We start from the raw sequence: 25,035 nt of genomic DNA, 5'->3' as shown, positions 1-25,035 counted from the left end.
CGAAACAGCCGCTCGTGCAGGTGAACTCTCGATAGCCCCCGACAAGACACTTACCCCGGTCGGACTTCAATTCCGTATGGCTCGCGCTCCAGTCATCGTTGGCGCGCTGCTGGTATTTGCCGCGATGAGCGGCTGTCTGAGTGGCCAACCACCAGCAAATCAGACGCCAAAACCAACGCAGACGAGTGTTACGGCGTCTGAGACGGCGGACGCCCCGACTGATGTGTCCGCGAGCAATACGCTCAACTATTCGTCGCTGTCCGCAGTCGAGCAAACGGCCTTCGATGCGGCCCTCACCAGCGAAGTCGCATTCGCTCCGGCCTCCGTCCGGAACTCTCCGTACGTCAACGGCACGTACGCCCCGACAAACGCCACTGACGTGTTCAAGAACCACGAGTACGTTCGGAAGAACGGTTCGCTCTATCGCCTCTCCTGGGATACTGGCCCTACACTGGCGACCTACGCGATTCAGACAACCGAACAACAGCCCGCAGCGAACGATACCACCGTCGCGCTCGATACCCTCCCAACTGACGTTCAGGAGCCAGTCCGGACGGCTATCGAGAACGGCTCGTACGGGACACCATTCGGCCAGTGGGCTTCACTGCCGGACAGTCTGGGTGGCGTTGATTACATCCGAGCCAACAACGCCTACTACCGCATCAGCATCGTTGTCGGTGACTTTTGGGCGGAGAAGATGAGCGCCCAGAACGTCCAGAAGCGCACGACATCGTAGTCCGCAGACCGCCTTACCGAGTCATTTCCTCCGTTGTCGAGCAGATTCCTGAACGACGAAACTGCGCTCGCAACTACTACTGGCGAATTCGATTTGGTGTTCCTACTCGGTGATTCTCTCGTCGAACTGTACGCGATAAAAGAGGCTTCAGTCGTTGTGTTCTTCGATGAGTTCCCATTCGAGCTGTGCGAGCTTCTTGGCAGTCTCACTGTCGCGGTTGAGCTGGTACAGCGGGCTGCCGCCGACCTTCCGGGTCTGTTCGACGACACCGATCTCTTGCAGGTCATCGATGTGGTCGTAGATGGTGGACCGGCTCGATCCAGCCATCTCGGCCAGTCGCGTGATGTTAATGTCCCGGGACTCTGCGGTTAGCACTGCAAGGATCTTCGTCTTTGGGTGATCACCGAACAGGTCGGTTAGCGCGGTCTGTTCGGCGTATGATGCTTCGTTTTCCGTTTGTTCGGTCGTTGCGGCCATATTGTGTAGACCTCGTGGATAGCGTCGAGCTGCCGTTACTGGTATAGCCGACGCTATTGGTGGTTTCGACCCCAACTGAGCCGTTTTAGTGGCTCCGGGGGTATCTCTTCTACAACTACACTGTGGAGCTTCGGGATTATAATTGTTTGGTTGTTACTACACTAATGTAATGTTATAGCAACCACCAGTAACCGACCAGAATTACATTCCTTGACTAGACGAACTACAACTCTGTTGTCCTGGGGGAACGCTTAAGTTGTCGTGGTGCGTAGAAGTAAGTAACTGAAAACGATTCTCTATGACTCAATGGAACTCTTCACACGTCGAGATTCTGGCGAAGATGGTCCGACCTCCTGTCTACGGAGACCATCATAAGCAACGTGATACGATTAAGGACTGGGCTGACCTCGAAGGAGACATTTTCGAGGACGCAATGGATGACCTCATCGCCGACCCAGAGGCACCAGTGATGGAGAAGGCGCGAGGTACGGTGACCCTCACTAGCGTCCACGACACTAAGGAGTTCATTCGGGAGCACGACGAGGACGGCGAATACACCTGGTACCTGTAGCGGGCTTCTCCCTCCTCCCGCTCCTGTATGCGGTGGTGCTGTCGAGACTTCGGAGTATGAGACAAGTACGGACGAGTATACTGAGGAACGCCGCTGAGACGTAGATATTTGGCGGAAATCGTGCGCCTGGACACAACCGCCGGTCCACTAAGTCCGCACACCTCCTCTCCGAACCATCTCTTCCGTTGTCGAGCAGATTCCTGAACGACGAAACTGCGCTCGCAACAACAGTCGGAAACGGCCCGGCGCTACGTTTCGTCGTCTTCGAGGGACTCCAGTTCGCGGTCCTCGTCGCCGTCGTCGTCGGGAAGCCGGCGCACTCGCGCTTTCATGATGCGGGTGTTCTCGACGCGCTCGGCGGTGAGTTCGACGTTCTCGAAGCGGAACATCTCGTCCTCCTCGACCAGCCGGCCGGCGCGGTTGAAGATGAACCCCGCGATGGTCTCGAACTCCTCGCCCTCCGGCAGGTCGATGTCGAGGGCGTCGTTGACCTCCTCGACGTTCACCTCGCCGCGCACCCGGACGGTGTCGTCGTCGACGAAGTTGATGGGGAGCTCCTCCTCGCCTTCGAGTATCTCGCCGACAATCTCCTCGGTGATGTCCTCGGCGGTCAGCAGCCCCTCGGTGGTGCCGAACTCGTCGATGACGATGACCAACTGGACGCGCTTGTCCTGCATCTCGCGCAGCAGGTCGTCGACGTTCTTCGACTCGGGGACGTGCAGCGTCGGCTCGATGAGGTCTTCGAGTTCGACGTCCTCGCTCTCCCCGTAGAGGTACTCGCGGACGAGGTCTTCGAGGCTGACGACGCCGATGACGTTGTCGAGTTCGCCCTCGTAGACGGGGACGCGCTCGTGGCCGGCCTGCGTGCACGTCTGAATCGCCTCCTCGATGGAGTCGCCCTTCGAGACGGCGTTCATGTCCAGTCGCGGCGTCATCACTTCCTTCGCGATGGTGTTGTTGAACCGGAAGATGCGCTGGAGCATCTCCCGCTCGTCCTCCTCGATGACACCCTCGCGCTCCCCGGTCTTGATCATGTCCTGAATCTCGGAGCGCGTGACGTAGCTCGTCTCGATGGCCGCGCGGCCGCCCGTCACTTGGTTGACGACCCGCGTGAGGTAGTCGAAGAGGATGACCAGCGGATAGAGGAAGCGCTCGGACCACTTCAGGGGACTGGCGATGGTGAGCGCCCACGACTCCGTGTTCTCGACGGCGTAGGACTTCGGCGCGCTCTCCCCGAACAGCAGGACGAGCGCGGTGACACCGAACGTCGCCGCGAGCACCGCCTGCCCTTGGGAGAGGTAGTAGCCGAGCAGCCCGGTCGCGATGGAGGACATCGCGATGTTCACGAGGTTGTTGCCGACGAGAATCGTCACCAGTAGCCGGTGCGGGTCCTCTTTGAGGTCCGCGACCGTCTTCGCGCCCGGCATGTCGTCCTCGACGAGCGCGTCGATGCGGTGGCGCGCCAGTGAGAACATCGCGATCTCCGACGAGGAGAAGAACGCCGAGAGCACCATCAGGACGACCATCGCGACGACACCGGTGCCGACGACGACGTCCTGCGTGAGCTCGACCCCGAGTAACATTGCCAGCGGGAGCGACGAAGTACCCATTCCAGCCTCCATTTTTAGCGCGCGCGTTAAGAGTTTACTCACTCTCACTGCGGAGACCGCCGCAGGCGAAGCGTTTACCCCCGTTTCGGGCCAACGACCGTGTATGAGCGCGCGAACTGCACCGACGCGACCCGAGCACAGCGACGCCCACGTCACGCTGTACCGACTGCAGGCGTGCCCGTTCTGCGAGCGCGTCGTCCGCAAACTGGACGAACTGGACATCGACTACCACTCCCGGTTCGTCGAACCGATGCACGGCGACCGCGACGCCGTCAAGCGCATCGTCGGCGCGCGCACGGTGCCCGCCATCATCGACGACGAGACCGGCGTGGCGATGGCCGAGAGCGCGAACATCGTGGAGTACCTCGAAGCCACCTACGAGGGTGAGAACTGATGGAACTCGACTTCGACGTCGTCGACCTCCCCGAGGCCAACCACGTCGAGGAGGGCGAGCGCGCCCCAGAATTCACGCGCCCGCTCGTCAACGACGAGTACTGGGAGGACATCGCGCTGTCGGACCTCCTCGACGACGGTCCCGTCCTGTTGGTGTTCACGCCGATGGACGGCGCGTTCCCGTCGACGTACATCTGGAACGAACTCCGCGAGCGCGGCGTCGAGGAGTACGGCGCGCAGGTCGCGGGCGTCTCCATCTCGTCGCCGTACGAGCACAAGACCACCATCGAGGAGCGCGGCATCGAACAGTTCGCGGGCCTGTTCAGCGACCCGCAGAACGGCGTCGCAGAGCAGTACGGCGTCAGCCACGACCTCGACGGGATGGCGGGCGTCAGCGAGCCCCTGCCCGCGGTGTTCCTCGTCGCCGCGGACGGCACCGTCGAGTACGCGTGGGTCGCCGAGGAGTGGCCGAATTTCCCCGACTACGACGCGGTCGAGGCCGCGCTCGCCGAACTGTAACGCTTTTTCGCGCGGCTGTCTACCCTCCGCGTATGACTGTCAGCGACGCCGACCTCGACGCGGCCGCCGACGCCGTCCGCGGCGGCGGCCTCGTCGTCTATCCGACCGAGACGGTGTACGGCCTCGGCGCGGACGCGCTCGACGCCGACGCGGTTGAGGCGGTCTTCGAGGCGAAGGCACGGAGCCGAGACAAGCCGCTGTCGTTCGCGTTCCTCGACGCCGACGCCGCCAGCGAGCACGTCAACTGGAACGACACCGAGCGCGCGTTCGCCGAGGCGTTCCTCCCCGGGCCGGTGACGCTCGTCTGCGAGAAGCGCGACAGCGTCCCGGACGAGCTCACGGGCGGCCGCGACCGCGTGGGCGTCCGCGTGCCCGACCACGACGTCGCGCTCGCGCTCCTCGACCGCGTGGCCCCGATTACGGCGACGAGCGCGAACGTCTCCGGGGAGCCGAGCGTCACCCACCCGGCCGACCTCGACCCCGAATTCCGAGACTCTGTCGACGCCGTGCTGGACGCCGGCGAGACGCCGGGCGGAACCGGGAGTACGGTCGTCGACGTCGCGCGCGGCGAGATTCTCCGCGAGGGCGCGGTCGGCGACGACGTGCGCGAGTGGCTGGCCGAACACGCCTGAGTTAGTCGTCGCCGAGCGACAGCAGCGAGCCGAGCGTCCGGGTCTTCGTCCCGCACTCGTCGCTGTACTCGCAGGCACCGCACTTCGCGTCGTCGTGGAGCCGGGGCGGCGGGCCGTCGAGCCCGCGCACCGCACGGAGCGCACGCTGGTAGGCGGCTTTCCGCCGGGTCGTCAGCGAGAGTTCGCGAACGACGCCGTGGCGGGCGTACTCGACGTACGCGCGCTCGACGGACTGTTCTTCGCGCCACGCTAGCGCCTTCGCGGCGGCGACCGCACGCACCGACTGGGGCGCCCACACCCCCGCTTCGGGTGGGCTTCCGGGCGTCACCACCGACACCGAGAGTGGGTCCGTGTGGACCTTCCGCGCGCGGCCGTGTGTGTCCTTCCCGCGGAGGAACACGGCGGTCTCGGCGGGGTCGGCGACGCGCGGGTGGCGGTCGAGGCTGGCGCGGAGGTTCGACCGGAACTCGGGGGGTTCGACTGCGAGGTCGTAGGTCGCGAGCGCGGCGTCAGAAGCCACCGCGAGGGCGTCGTACTGGCCGGCGAGGTCGCGGGCGTGGTCGTGTTCAGGGGGCGGACTGCGGTCGTCGCGCCGAGCGTAGTAGAGTTGGCGCGGGCAGTACGTGGCGCGCGCGAGGTCACTGAACGCGACCGAGTTCGGGGGAGCGTCGGGCACGACACGCGGTGGTCCCGTTCCCGTACTTGAACGTTCGCTACTTCGCGAGCCACCAGTCCTCGACGGTCTCAGCGACGCCGAGGAGGTGGGCCTGCCCGAACACGCCGACGACGAGCGCGCCCAGCGAGTTGTACATGAAGTCCTTGACGGTGTCGTCGAGGCCGTGCTGGGCGAGCGGCATCGTCAGGCCGGTCTGCTGGGATGCGACGTCGAGGCCGAACTCGAACAGCTCCCAGACGACGCCGAACGCCAACACGACGACGAAGAGGTAGACGAACGCGATTTCGGAGGGGATAGTGATGTCCTCGTGGTGGAGGTCGACAGCGCGCGCGACCGTGTAGCCGGCGCCCGCGACCAGCGACGCCGACAGCGCGTGCGTGACGTGGTCCCACCACGGGATGTGGACGTACAGCCCCGAGGAGCCGAGCACGTGGAGGAAGACGGCGGCGGTGAGCCACAGCGCCAGCCACGGGTCAAGCGGGAGGTCGTAGCGGCGCTCCAGCAGCGCGGGGAGGAACGTGATGAGCAGCGTTATCGAGCCGTTTACGACGGCCTTGGAGTTCCCGCGGGCGAACCCGTAGACGACGAGGCCGGCCAACACCACCTGCATGACGCGCGTGATGGTTCGCTGGGTGCGCGCGGACGGCCGCGGGAGCAGGCTCATATCGGCACCACCCGGGAGAGCGCGCGGCGGAGCCAGCGGTCGCGGCGCCGGAAGTACGCGTCGAACAGCACGCCCGCGGCGAACCCGGCCAGCGTCACCCAGACGAACTCCGTCATCAGCGCCTCGTTCGTGGTGAGGTAGTCGGTGCCGAGGTACTGGTCGAAGTTCCACCGAACGACCGCCCACGCGGCGCCCGACGCGAGCGTCGTCAACACGACGAGCACGACGGCGAACCAGTGCGTGACTTCCAGTGCGGTGAACAGGTGAAGTTCGACGACGACGACGAGCGCGACGGACGCGAGCGCGAAGTACGTCGCGAACGTGCCGACGGTGCCGCCGAACAGCCCGCGCACGAGAATCGGGAGCAGCGCGAGCACGAGCAGTTCCCACGGCAGCATGACGCGCCATTCGCGGAACGCGGCCGGGGGCACGAGCACGATGGCGCCGACGGCGGCGACGAACAGCATCCACTGCTGGTCGAAGCCGAGGGCGCTGTCGACGAACACGAGCGCCAGCACCGCGACGAGCAGCCACGCGATGACGGCGTTCGTCCAACTGTCCCGGAAGAGGCGTTCGAGCACGTCCTCGGCGTACTCGGCGCCGGTCGGCTCTCGGGGCGTGTCTCCGTCACTCATTCGTTCGAGCTGTCGGGCGAATACGGGATAAAACCGCCGGCACAGGGACGGACGAGGCGTTCACATGTCGATGTCCGTCTCTTGGCCCTCGGTCGCGCCTTCGAGGCCGTCTTCGTGGACGGAGCTGGTGAGGCGCTCGGAGAGTTCGCGGTCCTGGAGCGCGTTCTCGAACTCCGCGCGGTAGCGGTCGTTGAGGCGCCGGCGCTCCTCGCGCGTCTCGACGACGCGCTGGTAGTGCCCGACAGTCGCCTCGTCGACGCCGAGTTCGTCCGCGAGGTCCGCGACCGGCTCGTCGGCCTCGCGAACACGGTCGAGCGGAGCGTCGGTGTCGGCCTCGCGGAGCAGGTGGAGGTCGAGACGAGCCTCGATCACGGTCTCCTCGTCGACGCCGAGTTCGTCGGCGATGTCGGCGTCGCTGTCCTCCGCGTAGAAGCGCTCGACGAGCGCCGTGAGGTCCTCGACCGACAGCGACGTCTCGAAGTCGAGGGTCTCGTGCATCTCCGCGACCGTCTCGCGGAGCCGGGCTTCGACGTCCTCCTCGGAGGCGAGCGTCCCGTGGGTGTCCTCCTGAGACTCGGTGACCGTCTCCTCGCCGGCCACGTCGACGAAGATGTCCCGGAGTTCCTCGGTCTTCTCGTCCATGTAATAGTGACACCCTAGCGGGGTGGGCGGCTATATGTCTGTTGGCTTACCACGCCCGCTCCGTAAACCACAGAATTAAAACTGGTTGACGAGAGTTGTCGGGCCGTGAGCGTCGAAACAGACTCCGTCGACCTCGTCGGCGGTGATGTCGCCGAGAACGTCGCCCGGGCCGCCGTCTTCGCGGCGCTCGCGGGCGCGTTCGCGTACGTATCGTTCCCGAACCCCGTCTCCCCAGTCCCCGTCACGCTGCAGGTGCTGGGCGTGTTCCTCGCGGGCATCTACCTCGGCCCCGTCTGGGGTGGCGTCTCGCTGGCGCTGTACGTCGTCGCGGGCGCCGTCGGCGCGCCCGTCTACGCCGGCGGGGGTACCGGCCTCGGGTCGCTCCTCGGCCCCTACGGCGGCTACCTCTGGGCGTACCCGCCCGCCGCGTCCCTGACGGGCCTCCTCGCGCACGGCACGAGTGGCCTCGGGAAACCCAGCGAGGTTTCGGTCCCGCGGCTCGTCGCCGCGATGGTCGCGGCCACCGCCGTCATCTACGCGGGTGGCACGCTCGGCTACGCGCTCGTCCAGAACGTCGGCCTCTCGGAGGCGTTCGTCGTCGCCGCCGTCGCGTTCATTCCGGCGGAGGCGTTCAAAATCGCGGCGGCGGTCGGCATCACCCGCACCGAAGACCTCGGCGCCGCCTGATGCTCGCCGTCGACGACCTCACGCACCGCTACGGCGACGCCACCGCGCTCGACGGCGTCAGTCTCCGTGTCGCAGACGGCGAGTGTGTCGTGCTCGCCGGCGCCAACGGCTCCGGGAAGACCACGCTCGTCCGCCACCTCAACGGCCTCCTCGAACCCGACGAGGGGGAGGTCCGCGTGAACGGCACGCCCGTCCACGACGACCTCGTGGCCGCGCGCACGAGCGTCGGCATGGTGTTCCAGGACCCCCGCGACGGCTTCGTCGGCGCGACCGTCGGCGCGGACGTCGCGTTCGGCCCGGAGAACCTCGGTCTCCCCCGCGAGGAAATCGACGAACGCGTCGCGGAAGCGCTCGACGCGGTGGAACTCGCGGGCCGGAGCGACGAGCGCATCGACGAACTCTCCGGCGGCGAGCAGGCCCGCGTCGCCGTCGCCGGCGCGCTCGCGATGTGCCCCGACCACCTCGTCCTCGACGAACCGTTCACGGGACTGGACTGGCCCGCCCGCCAGTCCGTCCTCAACCGCCTGCGCGGCCTCCACGAGTCCGGCACGAGTCTCGTCGTCGTCACCCACGACCTCCGTGACGTCTGGTCGTTCGCGGACCGCGTCGTCGCGCTCGCGGACGGCGACATCGCGGCCGACGGCCCGCCGGAAGCGGTCCGCGACCGACTTCCGGACCTCGGAGTGCGCCTGCCGTGACGCTGACGTACCGCCCGGGGGAGAGCATACTGCACGCCCTCGACCCGCGTGCGAAACTCGCGCTGCAGGCCGCGTTCGCCGCCACCGCGTTCGCACACACCACCCCAGTCGGTCTCGCGCTGTTGACGCCGGTCGCCGTCGCCGCACCCCTCCTCGCGGACGCCACGCCCCGCGCAGCACTCGGGGAGTTCCGGGTGGTGCTCCCGTTCCTGCTCGCCGGGCCGCTGGTCGCCGCACTCACGCTCGGCGACCCGTGGATTCGCCCCGAGGCGGCCGTCTCAGCGGCGCTGGCCTCGTACCGCGTCGTCCTCGTGTTGCTCGTCGCCGCCGCCTACGTCTACAGCACGCCTGCCCGCGACTCGCGGGCGGCCGTCCGCTGGCTGCTCCCCGGGAAAATCGGCGCTGTCACCGGCGTCGGCGTCGCGCTCGTCTTCCGCTTCCTCCCCGTGCTCCAATCCGACATCGCGGGCCGCCGGGACGCCGTGAACGCGCGCCTCGGGAGCGAGCGCTCGCTCCGCGAACGTATCCGACTGGTCGCCGTCGGCGGCCTCGCCCGCGCGCTCGACCGCGCGACCAAGTTGTCGGTCGCGCTCCGCGCCCGGTGTTTCGCGTGGAACCCCACGTCCCCGCCGCTGGCGTACTCTACGCGGGACTGGATGGCGACTGCGGCCGCTGTCGTGCTGGCGGCCACTGTGTTCGCCTGAAGAAACTCCTAGCGGGTGGTCTTCCGGGTACCAAAGTTTAAGCGGGTCGTGGCCCGCGTTTCTGGTATGTCTTCGTTCGTGCTGGCGCAAGCCGGGGCCGAGACGCGGCCCACGTTCTGGCGCATCGGGCACGTCGGTGAGGTGTTGTTCTACTACCTCGCCGCGGTCGCCGTCGCCATCTTCCTGTTCGGCGTCTACCAGCGGTTCGCGACGTACGCCCGCGGCGCCGACGACCCGACCGACCGCCTCACCGACCTCCCGAGTCGCGCCATCAACGCCGCGAAACTCGTGGTCTCCAACGAGAAGCAGTTCGACCGCGACCTCTACGCGGGGCTGATGCACACGTTCATCCTCTGGGGGTTCCTGACGCTGCTCGTCGCGACGACTATCCTCGGCATCGACATGGATTTCTGGACGCTCGTGCTCGGCCAGCCCTCCTTCTTCGTCGGTGACTTCTATCTCGCGTACTCGTTCGTCGCGGACGCGATGGGGCTGCTGTTCGTCGTCGGCGTCGGCATGGCCATCTACCGCCGCTACTGGGTGCGCTACGGCCGCCTCTGGGGCAAACACACGAGTACCGAGGACGACCTCTTCGTCTGGACGCTGTTCCTGCTCGGCGTCGGCGGCTACCTCACCGAGGGCGTCCGCATCCTCGGCACGAGCGCGTCCCGCGACGTCTCCTTCGAGACCGTCTCGTTCGTCGGCTGGTTCGTCAAGGACGTCCTCCAGATGGCGGGCGTCACCGCCGACGCCGCGGCCGCCGCCTACCCCGTTGTGTGGTGGAGTCACGCGCTGCTCGCGCTCGCGTTCGTCGCGAGCGTCCCGTACGCGAAGCCGTTCCACATGCTCTCCAGTTACGCGAACCTCGTCACGCGCGACGAGGACGCCGGCCGTCGCCTGCCCCGCGTCCCCGAGGACGCCAGCCCCGACGAAATCGGCCCCTCCGAAATCGAGGACTTCACCTGGAAACAGCTGCTCGACCACGACGCCTGCACGAAGTGCGGGCGCTGCTCGTCGGCCTGCCCCGCGAAGGCCGCCGGCCGCCCGCTCGACCCACGCGACGTCATCCTCGACCTGAAAGCCTACCGCGAGGGCCTCGAAGCGGGCGACCGCGAGGAGGTCGACATCGTCGCGGACGGCGGCACCTCCGTCGTCGACGCGCAGACGATGGAGTCCTGCATGTCCTGTATGGCGTGCATGGACGCCTGCCCCGTGGACATCGAGCACGTCACGCAGTTCACGGAGATGAACCGCCGCCTCACCGAGTCCGGGCAGATGAACAAGAACGTCGAGGACGCCGTGATGAACGTCTTCCAGAAGGGCAACACGTTCGGCGACCCGGACCGCAAGCGCCCCGACTGGACCGACGAACTGGACTTCGAGGTGCCCGACGCCCGCGAGCAGGACGTCGAGTACCTCTGGTACGTCGGCGACTACCCCAGCTACGACGAGCGCAACCAACACGTCGCGCGCTCCCTCGCCCGGGTCTTCGAGGAAGCCGGCGTCTCCTACGGCATCCTCTACGAGGACGAGCAGAACGACGGCAACGACATCCGTCGCGTCGGCGAAGAGGGGCTCTACGAGATGGTCGCCGAGGAGAACATCGAGGCCTTCCAGCAGTGCGACTACGACAAAATCGTCTGCACGGACCCCCACTCGTACAACACCTTCTCGAACGAGTACGAGCAGTTCGGCTTCGAGGACGGCGACTCCGTCTACCACTACACGCAGGTCGTCGAGAACCTCGTGAACGACGGCGCGCTCGGGCTCACCGGGACGGAACTGGACGACACCGTCACGTACCACGACCCCTGTCACCTCGGGCGGTACAACGGCGAGTTCGAGGCGCCCCGCGAGGTCGTGCGCGCGACCGGCGTCACGCTCGACGAGATGCCGCGCAACCGCGACGACTCGTTCTGCTGTGGCGGCGGCGGTGGCGGCCTCTGGATGGACTTCGAGGAAGACCAGAAGCCCAGCGAGGAGCGCATCCGCGAGGCCCTAGAGGACACGGACGCCGGCCCGGACGTCGACCGCTTCGTCGTCGCGTGCCCGATGTGCATGACGATGTACGAGGACGGCCGGAAGACGGGCGGCTACGAGGACGACATCGAAATCACGGACGTCACCGAGCTGCTCGTCGAAGCAATCGACGCGAAAGCGGAGGGAAGCAGTGCGGGCGCGACCTCAGCGGCCGCCGACTAGTAGCGTCACCGAGCGCAGCGAGGTGGCGTCACCGTGAGCGGCAGAACCGCGAGCAGCACGGACAACTGACGAGCGCCGTCAGTTGTCCAGCCACTCGTCGGCGAGCAAACCGTAGGAGTACGCGTCGACGTACTCCCCCTCGACGATGGCGTCGTCGCGGCGACGGCCCTCGCGCTCGAACCCGAGTTTTTCGAGGGCCTTCCACGACGGCTCGTTCGGAACGAGCACGCGCGCGTCGACCTTGTGGAACCCGCACTCGCCGAACGCGTAGTCGAGGAACAGCTCCGTCCCCTCGCTCACGTAGCCGTTCCCCTGACACTCGGGCGCGACCCAGTACATCAGGTTCCCGCGCTCGCCGGGCGAACTCACCCACCCGAACGCCACGACGCCCACCGGCTCGGGGTCGCCGTCCTCACCTTCCGTGCTCGCGGTTTCACCGTCTTCTCGCGGGCTCCGCCCGCTCGAACGGTCCGAGGGACTCCGTCCCTCGCTACTCGCTCCATCCGTGGACTCGCTTTGCTCGTCCACGCAGATGAGGAAGTGGTAGTCCTCGTCTTCGAGCATCTCCGCGACGTCCTCGACGGTCTTGATGGTCGTGTCCGTCAGCGGCACGCGCACGTCGGGGTGGTTGCGGCCGTACTGGATGAACTCGTGGTCTTCCTCCTCGATGGGGTGGAGGGAGACCGTCTCTCCGCGCGCGAATGCTGGACCGGGCATACTCGACGGTGACGCCCGCTAGCGCTTATATGCTCGCTGAAATTCAGTTCACCACTCCGTCAGCGCTTGCGCGCCGTGGGAGCGAACGAGCACCGCGAGGAAGGTGGCGACGCCCGTGAGCGCGAACGCGCCGCCGACGTAGAACGCCCACTCGATGCCGTACTGGCTCATCAGCCACCCGCCGAGGACGGGCGCGAGCACGCTGCCCGGCCGCCAGACGAGTTCGCGGATGCCGAACGACGAGGCGACGCCCTCGCCGTTGATGCCCTCGTCGGCGAACAGCGCCATGCTCGCCGGCTCGCGGAACGAGTCCGCGATGCCGAGCAGGCCGTTGACAGCCACGAGCGGGAGGAACGTCGCCGACAGGGTGCCGAGCAGCGGGAGCGAGACGACGACCCCGAGCGCGTTCCCGATGGCGGGCGTGAACGGGACGAGCATCGCGACGACGCCGTAGCCGGCGCCGCCCGCGGCGACGAACAGCGAGCGACCGTAGCGGTCCGAGAGCCGACCTGTGAACGGCTGGAACAGCATGTTCGTGAACTTCTCTGCGCTGAGGACGATAGCCAGCACGACGCCCGTGTACGCGAGGCCGCCGCGGCTGGCTTCGAGGCCGGCGTAGACCGCGACCCACGACCGAACGAGCGTCACCGCGACGGCGTACTGCGCGCGGAAGCTGGTGAGCGTGAGAATGCGGCGGTTCACTGCGAGGTCGCTGAACGGGAATCCCTCGATGCGGGTGTCGTCGGGGTCGAGCAGGAACCAGACCGCGACGAACGCGACGACGAACAGCGCGCCGAGCAGGTAGAAGATTGGCGTGAACCCGTAGAGGTCGTAGAGGGCGCCCGCAGCCCCGAATCCGAACAGCGACGCCGCGAACCGCCACGCGTTCGCCTTCCCGATGTAGTTCGCGCGCTCTCCCGGGCCCGCGAGTTCGCCGACGAGCGAGAGGCTCAACAGCCCCATGCCGGTCGCCAGAATCCCCTGTCCGCCGCGCACGGCGACGAGCTGCCACGACGACTCGACGAGCGTGAACGCGTACGAGACGACGACGCCGAACGCGAGCAGGCCGAGGAAGATGCGGCGCTTGTCGTAGCGGTCGCCCGCCCACGCCATCGGCACGACGACGAGCGTCTGCGTCGCCGTGAATCCCGTGTAGAACAGGCCAATCATCAGGTCGGAGGCGACGAGTTCGGTGGCGTACTTCGGGAGCAGGAGCGCGAGCGCGCTGAACCCGAAGCCGCCGGCGAATCGCGAGACGTACAGCGAGTAGAGTTGGAGTCGGTCCCGGTCCACAGTCGCGGGTAGATTGGGTGGGCAAAGACGGTTGTGAAAGACGGGCGGTGACGTAGTCGCCGGGCGGTGCCACAGCCGACAGAATCAGCAGGTGGAACAGCCGACATCCTGGTGGATTGAAAGGGCGAGCGGCTCTCGGAGAACCCCGACGAAGCAAGCACCGCAGCGAACGTAGTGAGTGAGGAGCGCAGCGAGTCGCGGGAGTCTCGTGAGTGAAGCGAACGAGACCACGGGAGACGAGCACTGCGAGTCTCCCGACGGGCGAGCGCCGCGAGGGCTTTCAGACGGTAGTGGCTACGTAGTCGGCCGCGACGGTGTTTCTGCATCCTGACGCCGCTTCCGCGAACCTTTTGGCTCGCGGCTCCGAGACACGACCATGGATTTGACGGACCGACCGCGGCGGCTGCGGCGGGACGGCGTGCGCGGGCTGGTCTCGGAGACGAGCCTGGCGCCGTCGGACTTCGTCGCACCCGTGTTCGTGGACGCGACGACCGACGAGCGCGTGCCCATCGAGTCGATGCCGGGCCACGAGCGCGTACCCGTCGAGGAGGCGGTGGCGCGCGTCGAGGAAATTCTCGAAACGGGCGTGGAGGCCGTCATCGTGTTCGGCATCCCGGCGTCGAAAGACGAGCGCGGCACGCGGGCGTACGCCGACGACGGCGTCGTACAGGAAGCCGTGCGGCGCATCACGAGCGAGACGGACGCCTACGTCATCACGGACGTCTGCCTCTGCGAGTACACGAGCCACGGCCACTGCGGAATTTTGGAGGAGCACGCCGACGACGACCCGGACCTCACCGTGAAGAACGACGAGACGCTGGACCTGCTCGCGAAGACGGCAGTCTCGCACGCGGAGGCGGGCGCGGAGATGATCGCGCCGTCGTCGATGACCGACGGGATGGTCGCGGCCATCCGCGAGGCGCTGGACGCCGCGGGCTTCGCGGACGTGCCCGTCATGAGCTACGCGGCGAAGTACGAATCGGCGTTCTACGGGCCGTTCCGGGACGCCGCGGACGGCGCACCCGCGTTCGGGGACCGCCGGCACTACCAGATGGACCCCGCGAACCGCCGCGAGGCCACGCGAGAGGTCGCACTCGACGTCGAGCAGGGCGCGGACGTGCTGATGGTCAAGCCCGCGCTCCCGTACCTCGACGTCGTCTCGGACGTGCGCGAGCAGTTCGACCGCCCGGTCGCGGCGTACAACGTCTCCGGCGAGTACGCGATGCTGCACGCCGCCGCCGACAACGGCTGGCTGGACGTCGAGGAGACGGCCCGCGAGTCCCTGCTCTCCATCAAGCGAGCCGGCGCGGACCTCATCATCACGTACTTCGCAGAGAGCGTCGCAGAGACGCTGACCGAGTAGCGCGCTCGCTCGTCCTACGGCCACCTCACGTTCGTTCGCGCGACTCGCTGCGCTCGACCGCGCGCTGGCCGCGCTCGCCTTTCGCGGCAATTATTGTGTAGACGTGCGTCCAGTCTCGACGGTCGAACGACCAGTTATCTGGACGGTTTACGACCTTATATGGACTAAATCCGCTTGTAATTCGAGTGTTCGTCTACCCTATACGAACTAAATAGTACATTCGTCAAGCAAACCTTTACATACTACCCGGTCCTGTAACTGAACTGTAGATGCGTGAAACGAACGCCCCAGCTTCGAACCTGGGAGTGGACGTGCGTACATCCATAACGCCTGTGTCAGCCACTCCCCGCTTCGACAGCGGACCCACCCCGACCCCGGACTGTGTGCTCGCGCCCCCGACAGGGGCGCCCTCGCGGGCGGAAGTGCCCGAAATCGGGTCCCCCGCCGGCGGCGTCGACCCGCGCATCTCCACGGAGGTGATACGTTAGTGACACGACCGCGAGGGCGTCTGTGACCACAGCGGACTGTGCTCACCGTGTGTGCGCCGGCCGCCATCGTCGGACTGTGCTCGAACGGCCGGCACCTTTTGCGGCGGCTGCTGTGACTGATTCTGTGTGATTCTTCGACCCGGTAGCGACGCCAACCCATCAGCTATTTTCGGGGACCCACCTAAGGCTCCCACATGAACCGCGAGACGTCACGCGACCTCTACGACCGCTCGCTCGACGTGCTCGTCGGCGGCGTGAACTCGTCCGTGCGGGCCGCCCCGCAGCCGTACCCGACGTTCGTCGGGAAGGGCGACGGCGGCCACGTCATCGACGCCGACGGCAACCGCTACGTCGACTGGGTGATGGGCCTCGGCCCGCTGCTGCTCGGCCACGACCTCCCCGAGCCAGTGCAGGCGGCCGTCCAGCAGCGCACCAGCGAAGGACCGATGTACGGGATGCCGACCGAACTCGAAGTCGAGCACGCGGAGTTCGTCGCGCGCCACGTCCCGAGCGTCGAGATGCTGCGGTTCGTCAACTCCGGCACCGAGGCCACTACGTCGGCCGTGCGGCTCGCGCGCGGCTACACCGGCCGCGACAAAATCGTCGTGATGCAGTCGGGCTACCACGGCGCCCAAGAGTCCACGCTCGTCGAGGGCAACAGCGAAGAGCGTGGTCCCTCCAGCGCGGGCATCCCCGCCGAATTCGCCGAGCACACGATTCCCGTGCCGTTCAACGACGCCGACGCCGTCACCGAGGTGTTCGCCGAGCACGGCGACGACATCGCCGCCGTCCTCGTCGAGCCGATTCTCGCGAACAAGGGCATCGTCGAACCCGTCGAGGGCTACCACCAGACGCTGCGCGACCTCACGCGGGACAACGGCGCGCTCCTCGTCTGGGACGAAGTCATCACTGGGTTCCGCGTCGGCGGCCTCGGCTGCGCGCAGTCGAAGTACGACATCACGCCCGACGTCACCACGTTCGGGAAGATTATCGGCGGCGGCTTCCCCGTCGGCGCAATCGGCGGCCGCACCGACATCATGGAGGAGTTCACGCCCGTCGGCGACGTCTTCCAAGCCGGGACGTTCTCCGGCCACCCCGTGACGATGGCTGCGGGGCTGGAGACGCTGCAGTACGCCGCCGAGAACGACGTCTACGAACACGTCAACGGCCTCGGCCGGAAACTCCGCGAGGGCCTCTCGGACATCGTCGCCGAGCAGGCGCCCTCGTACACCGTCGTCGGCACGGACAGCCTGTTCAAGGTGCTGTTCACGCGCGGCGGCGACGCGCAGTCCGAGCCGTGCGCGAACGGCTGCGAGCAGGACCCCGACTGCGAGCGCTTCGACGCCTGCCCGAAGAACGGCGCCGATGTCGGCCGCGGCGCGGTCGACCGCTGGAACCGCGTGTTCCGCCCGCAGGTCCTCGACGACGGCGTCCTCCTCTCCCAGAACCAGTTCGAGTCACAGTTCGTCTCGTACAGCCACACCGAGGAGGACGTCGAACGCACGCTGGAAGCCTACCGGAACGCCCTCTAGCTTTTCACGCCCGACCGCCAACACCCGCTATGGCAGAGACGCCCTCCACCGACACGGCCGCTCGCAGCGACGCCACGCCCAACTCGAAGTGGTGGTACTGGGTCGCCGCCGTGCCGCTGTACTACGTCGTCGGAACCGTGCTCGGCTTCTTCCTCGCAATCGCCGTGTTCGCGTTCACGGTGACGGGGATGGGAACGATGGAACACGCAGCGAGGATGCCGATGAGCGCCGGCTTCGGGTTCGCGGGCATCTTCCTGGTTTTCGTCGCGCTTGCCGGCGTCGGCTTACTGCTGTCGCTGGTGTTCCCGTTCGCCATCTACTACGACGCCAGCGCCGTCGCCGACGCGCCCGGCTCGTGGAACCCCGACCCCGAACTGTACGGCATCCTCGGGCTCGCGGGCCTCGTCGCCCAACCGCTGCAAGTGCCGCTGGCGGTGTACTACCTCTACAAGCGCCACGAGTCGGTGGGCGTCCCGTGAGCTACAAACGCCGTGACGCCTAACGCACGGACATGACTGAACTGCGCGTGGACTCGCGGTGGTGGTACTGGGCCGCCGCCGTCCCGCTGGTCACCGCCTTCTGGGTCGTGTGTTCCGTGTGGACGTTCGCCGTCGTCCAACTCGTCCCCGAAGCCGTCGTCTCGGACGCCGGGGACGTGCTCTCGCTGCCCGCCGTCGCGCTCGGCGTCCCCGCGCTCGCGGCGTACCTCGTGTTGCCGCTGGCGCTGTGGATGGACGCCCACGCGATAGACGCCGCGGGCAGCGACTGGCCCGGCGACGACTTCCCGGCGCCCGGCATCGCCGTGCTCGCGGACGTGTTCGTCGTCGGCGGCAGCGTAATGCTGTTCCGGGGGTCGACGCTCGGCGGGCTCGGCGTCGTCGTCGGCGCCGCCCTCGGGTCGTGGGTCGCGGTCCGCTACCTCCGTGACCGCCGCCACCACGTCGCCATGCCCGCGTCCTTCTGGGAGTGGCGCGACGAACTGCGCGCGGGCGACCGCAGAGAGCGCGCGGACGGAACGAGGGGGGAGCGGTAGCGACCCGCGAGTCGCGCGGGCGAGCGGAGGGAGTCCGCGGACGGAACGAGGGGGGAGCGGTAGCGACCCGCGAGTCGCGCGGGCGACGCTGCGCGGTGGTCGGACGGCGTTCTCGCTCCACACGCGGCTCACGGCTCACTTCGTTCGCCGTTCGCCAGAACGTGGTCTCCCTGCGGTCGACCACGCTGCTCACGCATCGCTTCGCTCCGCGTTCGCGCTAACGCGGCGCGCCGCCGACGCGCCACGCATGCAAACGCAGGGGGTTTCAACCCAGCGCGCGGAAGTACGCACATGACCGACGCGATACGCCTCGCTACCCGTGGGTCGGACCTCGCGCTCCGACAGGCCGGCGAGGTCAAGACCGAACTCGAAGACCACCGCCACGACGTGGAACTCGTGGAGGTCGAGACGACCGGCGACCGCGTTGACGACGAACTCATCCAAGACCTCGGGAAGACCGGCGCGTTCGTGCGTTCGCTCGACCGCAAGGTCTTGGACGGCGAGGTCGACGCGGCCGTCCACTCGATGAAGGACGTGCCGACCGACATGCCCGACGACCTCGTGGTGGCGGCGGTGCCGCACCGCGAGAACCCCGCGGACGCGTTCGTCACGCCCAACGGCACCAGCCTCGAGAACCTCCCCGCGGGCAGCGTCGTGGGGACTGCGAGCCTGCGTCGCGGCGCCCAGATTCAGGCCCACCGGCCGGGCCTCGACGTGGAGCCGATTCGCGGGAACGTCGACACCCGCGTCGAGAAACTGCTCGCGCCCGCGCTCCAAGCCGAACACGAGCGCCGCACGGAGGCCGAGAAAGAGCGCATGGAAGCCGACGCGCGCCAGCAGGAGCGCGGCGACTACGAGCCCAGCGAAGCCGTCGAGGAGGGCGTCGAGAACCTCGACGACGAATCCCCGGACGAACAGGAGAGCGAGTCCGACAACCGTCAGAACGCGGAGTTCGACGAGACCGTCGAGGAGTGGTTCGAGTCGCTGACGCCGCTCCAGCAGTCCGCGCTCGAACGCGAGGTCGACACCGAGTTCGACGCCGTGGTGCTGGCGCAGGTCGGCCTCGAACGCACCGGCCTCACCCACCACGTCCACGACGAGGAACTGCCGACGAACACGCACGTGCCGGCGCCCGGGCAGGGCGCGCTCGCTATCACCGCCCGGAAGGACAGCGACGTCGCGGACCAGCTCCGGGACGCCCTCGACCACGTTCGGTCGCGCGCGGAGACGACGACCGAGCGCGTCATCCTCGAGGAAGTCGGCGGCGGCTGCATCGCGCCGATCGGCGTGTACGCGCTCGTGCAGGGCGACGTGGTGCGCACGGACGTCCAAGTGTTCAGCCGGGACGGCACCGAGCAGGTCGGCGAGACCCGGGAACTCGACGTGGAGAACTACGCCAGAGACGCCCGCGAGTTCGCCGCGGACCTCCGCGAGCGCGGCGCGACCGACCTCATCGAGGCGGCCAAACGGGAATGACTGGAACCGTCTACCTCGTCGGCAGCGGCCCGGGCGACCCGGAACTGCTGACCGTGAAGGCCGCGCGCCTGCTCGAAGACGCGGACGTGGTGCTCCACGACAAGCTCCCCGGCCCCGCGATTCTCTCCGAGATTCCCGAGGACAAACGCGAGGACGTGGGTAAGCGCGCCGGTGGCGAGCGCACGCCCCAGTCCGAAATCAACGCCCGCATGGTCGAACTCGCGCGCGAGGGCAACGATGTCGTCCGTCTGAAGGGCGGCGACCCGTTCGTGTTCGGCCGCGGCGGCGAGGAGATGGTCTACCTCGCCGACCACGACGTGCCCTTCGAGGTCGTGCCCGGCATCTCGTCGGCGGTCGCCGCGCCCGCCGCCGCCGACATCCCGGTGACGCACCGCGACCACGCGTCGTCGGTGTCGTTCGTCACGGGCCACGAGGACCCCACCAAAGATGAGTCCGCAGTGGACTGGCAGGCGCTCGCCGACACCGGCGGCACCATCGTCGTGCTGATGGGCGTCGGCAAGCTCCCCGACTACACGAAAGCGCTCCGCGACGCCGGCATGGACCCCGAGACGCCGGTCGCGCTCGTGGAGAAGGGGACGCGGCCCGGGCAGAAGGTCGCCACCGGAACCCTCGACACCATCGTCGAGGCGCGCGACGAGGTCGGCATCGAGCCGCCCGCCGTCACCGTCGTCGGCGGCGTCGCGGGCGTGCGGGAGGAAACGCGATGACGAACCCGACGGTCGCGGTGTTCCGGCCCGCGGACGACCGCCTCGACGACGCGACCGCGCTCCTCGAATCGCTGGACGCCGACCCGGTTCCGGACCCGATGCTCGCCGTGGAGCCGACGGGCGACACCCCGCGAGACGGCGCGGACTACGTGATTCTGACGAGCAAGACCGGCGTCGAACTCGCCAGCGACGCGGGCTGGGAGCCCGGCGACGCCGCGCTGTGCGCCATTGGTGAGGCGACCGCCGACGCGTGCCGGGCGGCGGGCTGGACGGTCGACCTCGTGCCCGACGAGTACACGAGCGCCGGCCTCGTCGACGCGCTCGAAGGTGAAGTCAAGGGAGCGTGCGTGGAAGTCGCGCGCTCGGACCACGGCTCCGCGGTGCTGACGGACGGCCTGAACGACGCCGGCGCGTACGTCCACGAGACGATTCTCTACGAACTCGTCGTGCCCGCCGAAGCCGGCGACTCCGTCGAACTCGCCGCGGACGGCGACCTCGACGCGGCGCTGTTCTCGTCGTCGCTGACCGTCGACCACTGGCTCGACGAGGCCGAAGCACGCGGCGTCCGCGAGGCCGCGCTCGCCGGGTTGAACGACGCCATCGTCGGTTGCATCGGCCCGCCGACCCGCGAGACCGCCGAATCACGCGGCGTCGAGGTGAACGTCGTCCCCGAGGACGCGGATTTCGAGCAGTTGGCGCGCGCCGTCCGCGACGAACTCTGAGCGCGAGCCGGTAGTTTATACGCGATGCCGCGCTACCTTCGCCCGATGGACGCTCCGGTCCCGGAACTCCAAGCGCGCGCCGAGGCGTGCGCGGACGCTCTCCGCGACGCCGACTCGGTGTTGCTCGCGTCGCACATCGACGCCGACGGCCTGACGAGCGCGGGCATCGCTTCGACCGCGCTCGAACGCGCCGGCGTCCCCCACGACGTCGTCTTCTCGAAACAGCTCGACGACGAGGAAATCGCGGGCATCGCCGCCCACGACCACGACACGGTGCTGTTCACGGATTTCGGGAGCGGACAGCTCGACGCAATCACGGTCCACGAGGACGCGGGCGACTTCGTCCCCGTCATCGCCGACCACCACCAGCCCGCCGACGCCGACACCCAGTTCCACCTGAACCCGCTCCTCGAAGGCGTGGACGGCGGGAAGGAACTGTCCGGGGCTGGCGCGACGTACGTGCTCGCGCGAGCGCTGCTCGGAGAGGAAGCGACCGACCTCGCGGCGCTCGCGGTGGTGGGTGCGGTCGGCGACCGACAGACCGTCGACGGCGAGCTCGTCGGCGCGAACACCCAGATTGCCGCAGAGGGCGTCGAAGCCGGCGTACTCGACACCGCCAAAGACCTCGCGCTGTACGGCACGCAGACCCGCCCGCTCCCCAAGCTCTTGGAGTACGCCAGCGAGGTGTACGTCCCCGGTATCACGAACGACGAGAACGGCGCCGTGCGGTTCCTCGACGGCCTCGACTTGGACCTGCACGACGGCGGCGACTGGCGGACGTGGGCGGACCTGAGTCACGACGAGCGCCAGACGGTCGTGAGCGGGCTGCTCAAGCGTGCTGTGCGCCACGGCGTCTCCAGCGAGGACGTAGAGAAACTCGTCGGCACGACGTACACGCTCGCCGAGGAGGAACCGGGCACCGAGTTGCGGGACGCCAGCGAGTTCTCCACGCTGTTGAACGCGACGGCGCGCTACGAGCGCGCGGACGTCGGGATCGCGGTCTGTCTCGGCGAGCGCGGCGACCCCCTCGACGCCGCCCGTGACCTCCTGCGAGAGCACCGCCGGAACCTCTCAGAGGGACTGGAGTGGCTGCAACGCGACGGCGTCACCATCGATGACGACCTCCAGTGGTTCCACGCCGAGGACCGCATCCGGGAGACCATCGTCGGCATCGTCGCCGGGATGGCGCTGGGCAGCGACGCCACCGAGAGCGACCGCCCCATCTTCGGGTTCGGCTACAAGAACGACGAGGAGACGAAGGTCTCCGCCCGCGGCACGTCCCGGCTCGTCGACCGCGGCCTCGACCTCTCCGTGGTGATGAGCGAGGCCTCGCAGGCGGTCGGCGGCGACGGCGGCGGGCACACGGTCGCCGCGGGCGCGACCGTCCCCCGCGGCCGCGAACAGGAGTTCCTCGACGAAGTGAGCGACGTGCTTGCGGACCAGCTAGAGTGACCCGCGGCCGACGCGGCGCGCGAACGCCGCCGACAGCCCGGCGCCGTACTGGACAGCCAGCGAGCCGACGAAGCTCATCGCGATGACGTAGCCGACCGCGAACGCGGGCACGACCGTCCGAATCGTCGGGTCCGCGCTCGTCGCCGCGAGCGTCGCGACGATGAGCGAGAACTCGCCGCGCGCGACCAGTCCGAGGCCGACGCGCGCGGACCTACGGTCGTCCAGCCCGTAGACGCGGCCGCTGGCGTACCCGCTGGCGAGCTTCGCGGCGGTCGTCGCGACGACGGCAGCGAGCAACAGCAGCCAGACGTCCGCGACCACCAGCAGGTCGGTGCCGAGGCCGACCGCGAAGAAGAACAGCGCCGCGAACACGTCCCGGAGCGGGACGACGAGGCTCTCGACGCGGTGGACGAGGCCGGTGCCGTGGAACGCGGTGCCGACGAAGAACGCCGCGACCGCCTCGCTCGCGCCGACCGACAGCGCCGCGCCGCCGACGAGCACGGCCGTCCCGACGACCCGCAGCACGAACAGTTCGTCCGCCTCCGTGTCGAACACGCGGTCGACGTACTCCGTCCCGAAGTGCGCGGCACCGGCGAGCGCCGCGAGGAAGACGAACGACTGGACGACGGTCGTGACAGCGCTCCCGACGGTTCCGCCGCCGCCGACGACCGCCGCGACGACCGCGAGGTAGACGGCGATGACGAGGTCCTCCACGACGAGCGTGCCGAGAATCACCTCGCTCTCCGGGTTCGCGAGCCACCCCGCGTCCGTCAACGCCTTCGTGACGATGGCGCTCGAAGAGATGTAGACGACGCCGGTCACGAGCAGCACGCCGACCGGCCCGAACCCGAACAGCACGCCGAGCGCGACGCCGACCGCCGCGTTCACCGCGAGGTCGATGCCGCCGACCGCGGACAGCCGCCGGCGGTTCCGCACGAGCGTGCCGACGTCGAACTCCAGTCCGAGGAAGAACAACAGCAGGACGATGCCGACTTCGGCAGCGGTCTCGACGACCGCGCTCTCGGAGACCAACTGCAGCGAGACCGTCGCGACGCTCGTTGGCGCGTGCGGCCCGACGAGGATGCCGACGGCGATGTACGCGGGGATGACCGGCTGGTCGAAGTACCGCGCGACCGAGCCGGCGACCGCCAGCGCCGCGAGCGCGATGCCGAGTTCGAGGAGGAGCGCCTCCGCCATCGCGTCAGTCGGACTCCTCGGTGGCTTCGCCCGCGAGGAGCGCCGACAAGGCGTCCTGGTCGGACCGGGACCCGATGGCGACGAAGATGTCACCGGCTTCGAGGACGGTGTCCGCGCCCGGGCTCCCGATGGTCTCGTCACCGCGCTGGATGGCCACGACGGTCACGCCCGTCTCCTTGCCGATGTGGACGTCTCCCATCGTCTCGCCGGCGACCGGCGACCCCTCGGGGACTTCGGTCCACTCGATGACGGCGCCGCCGAGCGGCACGTCGACGTCCTCCAGGTCCAGCGGCTGGAAGTCCGTTCCCTCCAGCGACGTGGCTACCTGCCGGGCCTGCTCGCCCGTGAACTCGAAGAGCTTCTCGGCGTCCGCGTCCGCGTCGCTGCGCCGGAACAGCTCCCGCTTCCCGTCGTGGTGGACGATGACGACGGCGCGCTCGCCGCCCCCAGTCTCGACCTCGTAGCGCTTCCCGACGCCGGGAACGTCCGCCTCGTAGATGACCATGCCTGCAGTGGGGTGCGACGCACGCTTAAAGCTCGGGTGGCGCCCGGACAGCCGACCAATTCTATATCGTAGTATGTGGTTTATCACTGCCCCGAAGTGGTCTGCGGCGACTGCGAGCGGGGCAGCGAAGCGGCGGCGACCCTGCGACGAGCGAACCGACTGGGCGTCCTGAATGGTATCTCGCTCACTCCCCGGAAGTCTATCAGCTGACCAGCGGCTGAACCCGGGGTTGTCGGCGCCGCCACGAAGGCGAGACGAACCCATGAGTGGGGGTGAGGGGTTCGCGGGCCGGCTGTTCGTCGGCGGCGCCGACGAGAGTAGCACGGCCCGGCCCGACCGCCGCCCCGAAACCCGACTCCCCGCAGCGCGCGGTGGTTCCTCGCTCGTCGAACCCCGGGTGTGCGTGACGCGGGTCGACACTCTTTCGCGCGTGCGCGAGTCCAAGCCCGCCTGCTCGTCGCCGAACGGAAGCTCTCCGTGAGTGCCGTCGCCACCACTCCGAATCGAGCGGAGCGGCCAGAAGCTCGCGACGCCGAAGCCGATGGCCTCGGCTCGTCGGCCCCGCTCCGCTCGATTCGGCGACTCGCTGCAACCACTCACCGCTCCCGCTGTCGACGGACCCCTCAATAAATCTTATACCACGATATAGAAACTTGGTCGGCGGGCTCGCAGCTACCGACGGG

At 68.1% G+C, this 25,035-nt stretch carries 28 protein-coding genes; 18 read left to right on the top strand and 10 right to left on the bottom strand.

What is annotated here, in order from left to right:
* The first annotated feature begins 124 nt into the window (after positions 1–124).
* Entirely contained in the window at positions 125–736 is a 612-nt protein-coding gene (locus tag AVZ66_RS12360) for a hypothetical protein (RefSeq protein WP_157575663.1), read from the top strand.
* 147 nt (positions 737–883) lie between these two features.
* Here AVZ66_RS12360 and AVZ66_RS12355 read toward each other — a convergent pair whose 3' ends face one another.
* A complete protein-coding gene (locus tag AVZ66_RS12355; RefSeq protein ID WP_058984380.1) occupies positions 884–1,213 on the bottom strand; it encodes a helix-turn-helix domain-containing protein in 330 nt (109 codons plus the stop codon).
* A gap of 433 nt (positions 1,214–1,646) precedes the next feature.
* Here AVZ66_RS12355 and AVZ66_RS16690 point away from each other — a divergent pair, with 433 nt between their 5' ends.
* Positions 1,647–1,784: a hypothetical protein gene (locus tag AVZ66_RS16690; protein ID WP_197407765.1), complete on the top strand. Its 138-nt coding sequence runs from the start codon at positions 1,647–1,649 to the stop codon at positions 1,782–1,784.
* Positions 1,785–2,032: 248 nt separating this feature from the next.
* Here the strand turns inward: AVZ66_RS16690 and AVZ66_RS12345 are convergent, their stop codons facing one another.
* Positions 2,033–3,367, bottom strand: a complete 1,335-nt coding sequence (locus AVZ66_RS12345; RefSeq protein WP_394326159.1) for a hemolysin family protein — start codon at positions 3,365–3,367, stop codon at positions 2,033–2,035.
* Positions 3,368–3,497: 130 nt separating this feature from the next.
* On the opposite strand from AVZ66_RS12345, the gene AVZ66_RS12340 reads away from it, so the two are divergent.
* Genes AVZ66_RS12340 through AVZ66_RS12330 form a run of 3 tightly spaced genes read left to right on the top strand, consistent with a single transcriptional unit; the run spans position 3,498 to position 4,938 of the window.
* Complete coding sequence (locus AVZ66_RS12340) at positions 3,498–3,788, top strand: glutathione S-transferase N-terminal domain-containing protein (RefSeq protein WP_058984377.1); 291 nt, start codon at positions 3,498–3,500, stop codon at positions 3,786–3,788.
* Complete coding sequence (locus AVZ66_RS12335) at positions 3,788–4,306, top strand: redoxin domain-containing protein (RefSeq protein ID WP_058984376.1); 519 nt, start codon at positions 3,788–3,790, stop codon at positions 4,304–4,306. The genes AVZ66_RS12340 and AVZ66_RS12335 overlap by 1 nt, the downstream gene beginning before the upstream one ends.
* A 32-nt stretch (positions 4,307–4,338) precedes the next feature.
* Positions 4,339–4,938 carry an L-threonylcarbamoyladenylate synthase gene (locus AVZ66_RS12330; RefSeq protein WP_058984375.1) on the top strand — a complete coding sequence of 200 codons (600 nt, stop codon included), beginning with the start codon at positions 4,339–4,341 and terminating at the stop codon, positions 4,936–4,938.
* Position 4,939: 1 nt separating this feature from the next.
* Here AVZ66_RS12330 and AVZ66_RS12325 read toward each other — a convergent pair whose 3' ends face one another.
* Genes AVZ66_RS12325 through AVZ66_RS12310 form a run of 4 tightly spaced genes read right to left on the bottom strand, consistent with a single transcriptional unit; the run spans position 4,940 to position 7,555 of the window.
* A complete protein-coding gene (locus tag AVZ66_RS12325) occupies positions 4,940–5,614 on the bottom strand; it encodes a hypothetical protein (RefSeq protein WP_058984374.1) in 675 nt (224 codons plus the stop codon).
* Positions 5,615–5,651: 37 nt separating this feature from the next.
* Positions 5,652–6,278, bottom strand: a complete 627-nt coding sequence (locus AVZ66_RS12320) for a hypothetical protein (protein WP_058984373.1) — start codon at positions 6,276–6,278, stop codon at positions 5,652–5,654.
* A complete protein-coding gene (locus AVZ66_RS12315) occupies positions 6,275–6,913 on the bottom strand; it encodes a hypothetical protein (protein WP_058984372.1) in 639 nt (212 codons plus the stop codon). The genes AVZ66_RS12320 and AVZ66_RS12315 overlap by 4 nt, the downstream gene beginning before the upstream one ends.
* 60 nt (positions 6,914–6,973) lie before the next feature.
* On the bottom strand, positions 6,974–7,555 hold the full coding sequence (locus tag AVZ66_RS12310) for a hypothetical protein (RefSeq protein WP_058984371.1): 582 nt from the start codon (positions 7,553–7,555) through the stop codon (positions 6,974–6,976).
* Positions 7,556–7,660: 105 nt separating this feature from the next.
* Here AVZ66_RS12310 and AVZ66_RS12305 point away from each other — a divergent pair, with 105 nt between their 5' ends.
* The 4 genes from AVZ66_RS12305 (at position 7,661) to AVZ66_RS12290 (ending at position 11,846) form a co-directional block, all read left to right on the top strand.
* Positions 7,661–8,242: a biotin transporter BioY gene (locus AVZ66_RS12305; protein ID WP_058984370.1), complete on the top strand. Its 582-nt coding sequence runs from the start codon at positions 7,661–7,663 to the stop codon at positions 8,240–8,242.
* On the top strand, positions 8,242–8,940 hold the full coding sequence (locus AVZ66_RS12300; RefSeq protein ID WP_058984369.1) for an energy-coupling factor ABC transporter ATP-binding protein: 699 nt from the start codon (positions 8,242–8,244) through the stop codon (positions 8,938–8,940). Before AVZ66_RS12305 ends, AVZ66_RS12300 begins: the two co-directional genes overlap by 1 nt.
* Positions 8,937–9,644 (top strand): energy-coupling factor transporter transmembrane protein EcfT, encoded by a 708-nt coding sequence (locus AVZ66_RS12295; protein WP_058984368.1) that lies wholly within the window; start codon positions 8,937–8,939, stop codon positions 9,642–9,644. Before AVZ66_RS12300 ends, AVZ66_RS12295 begins: the two co-directional genes overlap by 4 nt.
* 66 nt (positions 9,645–9,710) lie before the next feature.
* A complete protein-coding gene (locus tag AVZ66_RS12290; RefSeq protein WP_058984367.1) occupies positions 9,711–11,846 on the top strand; it encodes a heterodisulfide reductase-related iron-sulfur binding cluster in 2,136 nt (711 codons plus the stop codon).
* A 78-nt stretch (positions 11,847–11,924) separates the two neighbouring features.
* Here AVZ66_RS12290 and AVZ66_RS12285 read toward each other — a convergent pair whose 3' ends face one another.
* Positions 11,925–12,563, bottom strand: coding sequence for a GNAT family N-acetyltransferase (locus AVZ66_RS12285; RefSeq protein ID WP_058984366.1), 639 nt, complete (start codon positions 12,561–12,563; stop codon positions 11,925–11,927).
* 48 nt (positions 12,564–12,611) lie between these two features.
* Positions 12,612–13,856, bottom strand: coding sequence for an MFS transporter (locus AVZ66_RS12280; protein WP_058984365.1), 1,245 nt, complete (start codon positions 13,854–13,856; stop codon positions 12,612–12,614).
* Positions 13,857–14,232: 376 nt separating this feature from the next.
* Here AVZ66_RS12280 and hemB point away from each other — a divergent pair, with 376 nt between their 5' ends.
* From hemB to AVZ66_RS12240, 8 genes are all read left to right on the top strand, one after another.
* Positions 14,233–15,219 carry a porphobilinogen synthase gene (gene hemB / locus AVZ66_RS12275; protein ID WP_058984364.1) on the top strand — a complete coding sequence of 329 codons (987 nt, stop codon included), beginning with the start codon at positions 14,233–14,235 and terminating at the stop codon, positions 15,217–15,219.
* 682 nt (positions 15,220–15,901) lie between these two features.
* Entirely contained in the window at positions 15,902–17,239 is a 1,338-nt protein-coding gene (locus AVZ66_RS12270) for a glutamate-1-semialdehyde 2,1-aminomutase (RefSeq protein WP_058984363.1), read from the top strand.
* A gap of 29 nt (positions 17,240–17,268) precedes the next feature.
* The gene (locus tag AVZ66_RS12265) at positions 17,269–17,718 is read left to right on the top strand and encodes a hypothetical protein (protein WP_058984362.1); all 450 of its coding nucleotides are present in this window, start codon (positions 17,269–17,271) and stop codon (positions 17,716–17,718) included.
* A gap of 32 nt (positions 17,719–17,750) precedes the next feature.
* Complete coding sequence (locus tag AVZ66_RS12260) at positions 17,751–18,272, top strand: hypothetical protein (RefSeq protein WP_058984361.1); 522 nt, start codon at positions 17,751–17,753, stop codon at positions 18,270–18,272.
* Positions 18,273–18,563: 291 nt separating this feature from the next.
* Entirely contained in the window at positions 18,564–19,748 is a 1,185-nt protein-coding gene (gene hemC / locus AVZ66_RS12255) for a hydroxymethylbilane synthase (protein WP_058984360.1), read from the top strand.
* Complete coding sequence (gene cobA, locus AVZ66_RS12250; protein ID WP_058984359.1) at positions 19,745–20,476, top strand: uroporphyrinogen-III C-methyltransferase; 732 nt, start codon at positions 19,745–19,747, stop codon at positions 20,474–20,476. The genes hemC and cobA overlap by 4 nt, the downstream gene beginning before the upstream one ends.
* The gene (locus AVZ66_RS12245; RefSeq protein ID WP_058984358.1) at positions 20,473–21,198 is read left to right on the top strand and encodes a uroporphyrinogen-III synthase; all 726 of its coding nucleotides are present in this window, start codon (positions 20,473–20,475) and stop codon (positions 21,196–21,198) included. The genes cobA and AVZ66_RS12245 overlap by 4 nt, the downstream gene beginning before the upstream one ends.
* Positions 21,199–21,243: 45 nt before the next feature.
* Positions 21,244–22,650, top strand: coding sequence for a DHH family phosphoesterase (locus AVZ66_RS12240; protein WP_058984357.1), 1,407 nt, complete (start codon positions 21,244–21,246; stop codon positions 22,648–22,650).
* Here AVZ66_RS12240 and AVZ66_RS12235 read toward each other — a convergent pair.
* Together AVZ66_RS12235 and AVZ66_RS12230 are read right to left on the bottom strand one after the other, a co-directional pair.
* Positions 22,642–23,847, bottom strand: coding sequence for a cation:proton antiporter (locus AVZ66_RS12235; protein WP_058984356.1), 1,206 nt, complete (start codon positions 23,845–23,847; stop codon positions 22,642–22,644). The genes AVZ66_RS12240 and AVZ66_RS12235 overlap by 9 nt on opposite strands.
* 4 nt (positions 23,848–23,851) lie before the next feature.
* Complete coding sequence (locus tag AVZ66_RS12230; RefSeq protein WP_058984355.1) at positions 23,852–24,352, bottom strand: cation:proton antiporter regulatory subunit; 501 nt, start codon at positions 24,350–24,352, stop codon at positions 23,852–23,854.
* A 262-nt stretch (positions 24,353–24,614) separates the two neighbouring features.
* On the opposite strand from AVZ66_RS12230, the gene AVZ66_RS16325 reads away from it, so the two are divergent.
* Complete coding sequence (locus tag AVZ66_RS16325) at positions 24,615–24,833, top strand: hypothetical protein (RefSeq protein ID WP_157575662.1); 219 nt, start codon at positions 24,615–24,617, stop codon at positions 24,831–24,833.
* The last annotated feature ends 202 nt before the right edge of the window (positions 24,834–25,035 follow it).

This window comes from Halobacterium sp. CBA1132 (assembly GCF_001485535.1).
GTDB lineage: Archaea > Halobacteriota > Halobacteria > Halobacteriales > Halobacteriaceae > Halobacterium.
The sequence above is the reverse complement of the archived record's forward strand: the minus strand, read 5'-3'. Positions and strand labels throughout refer to the sequence as shown.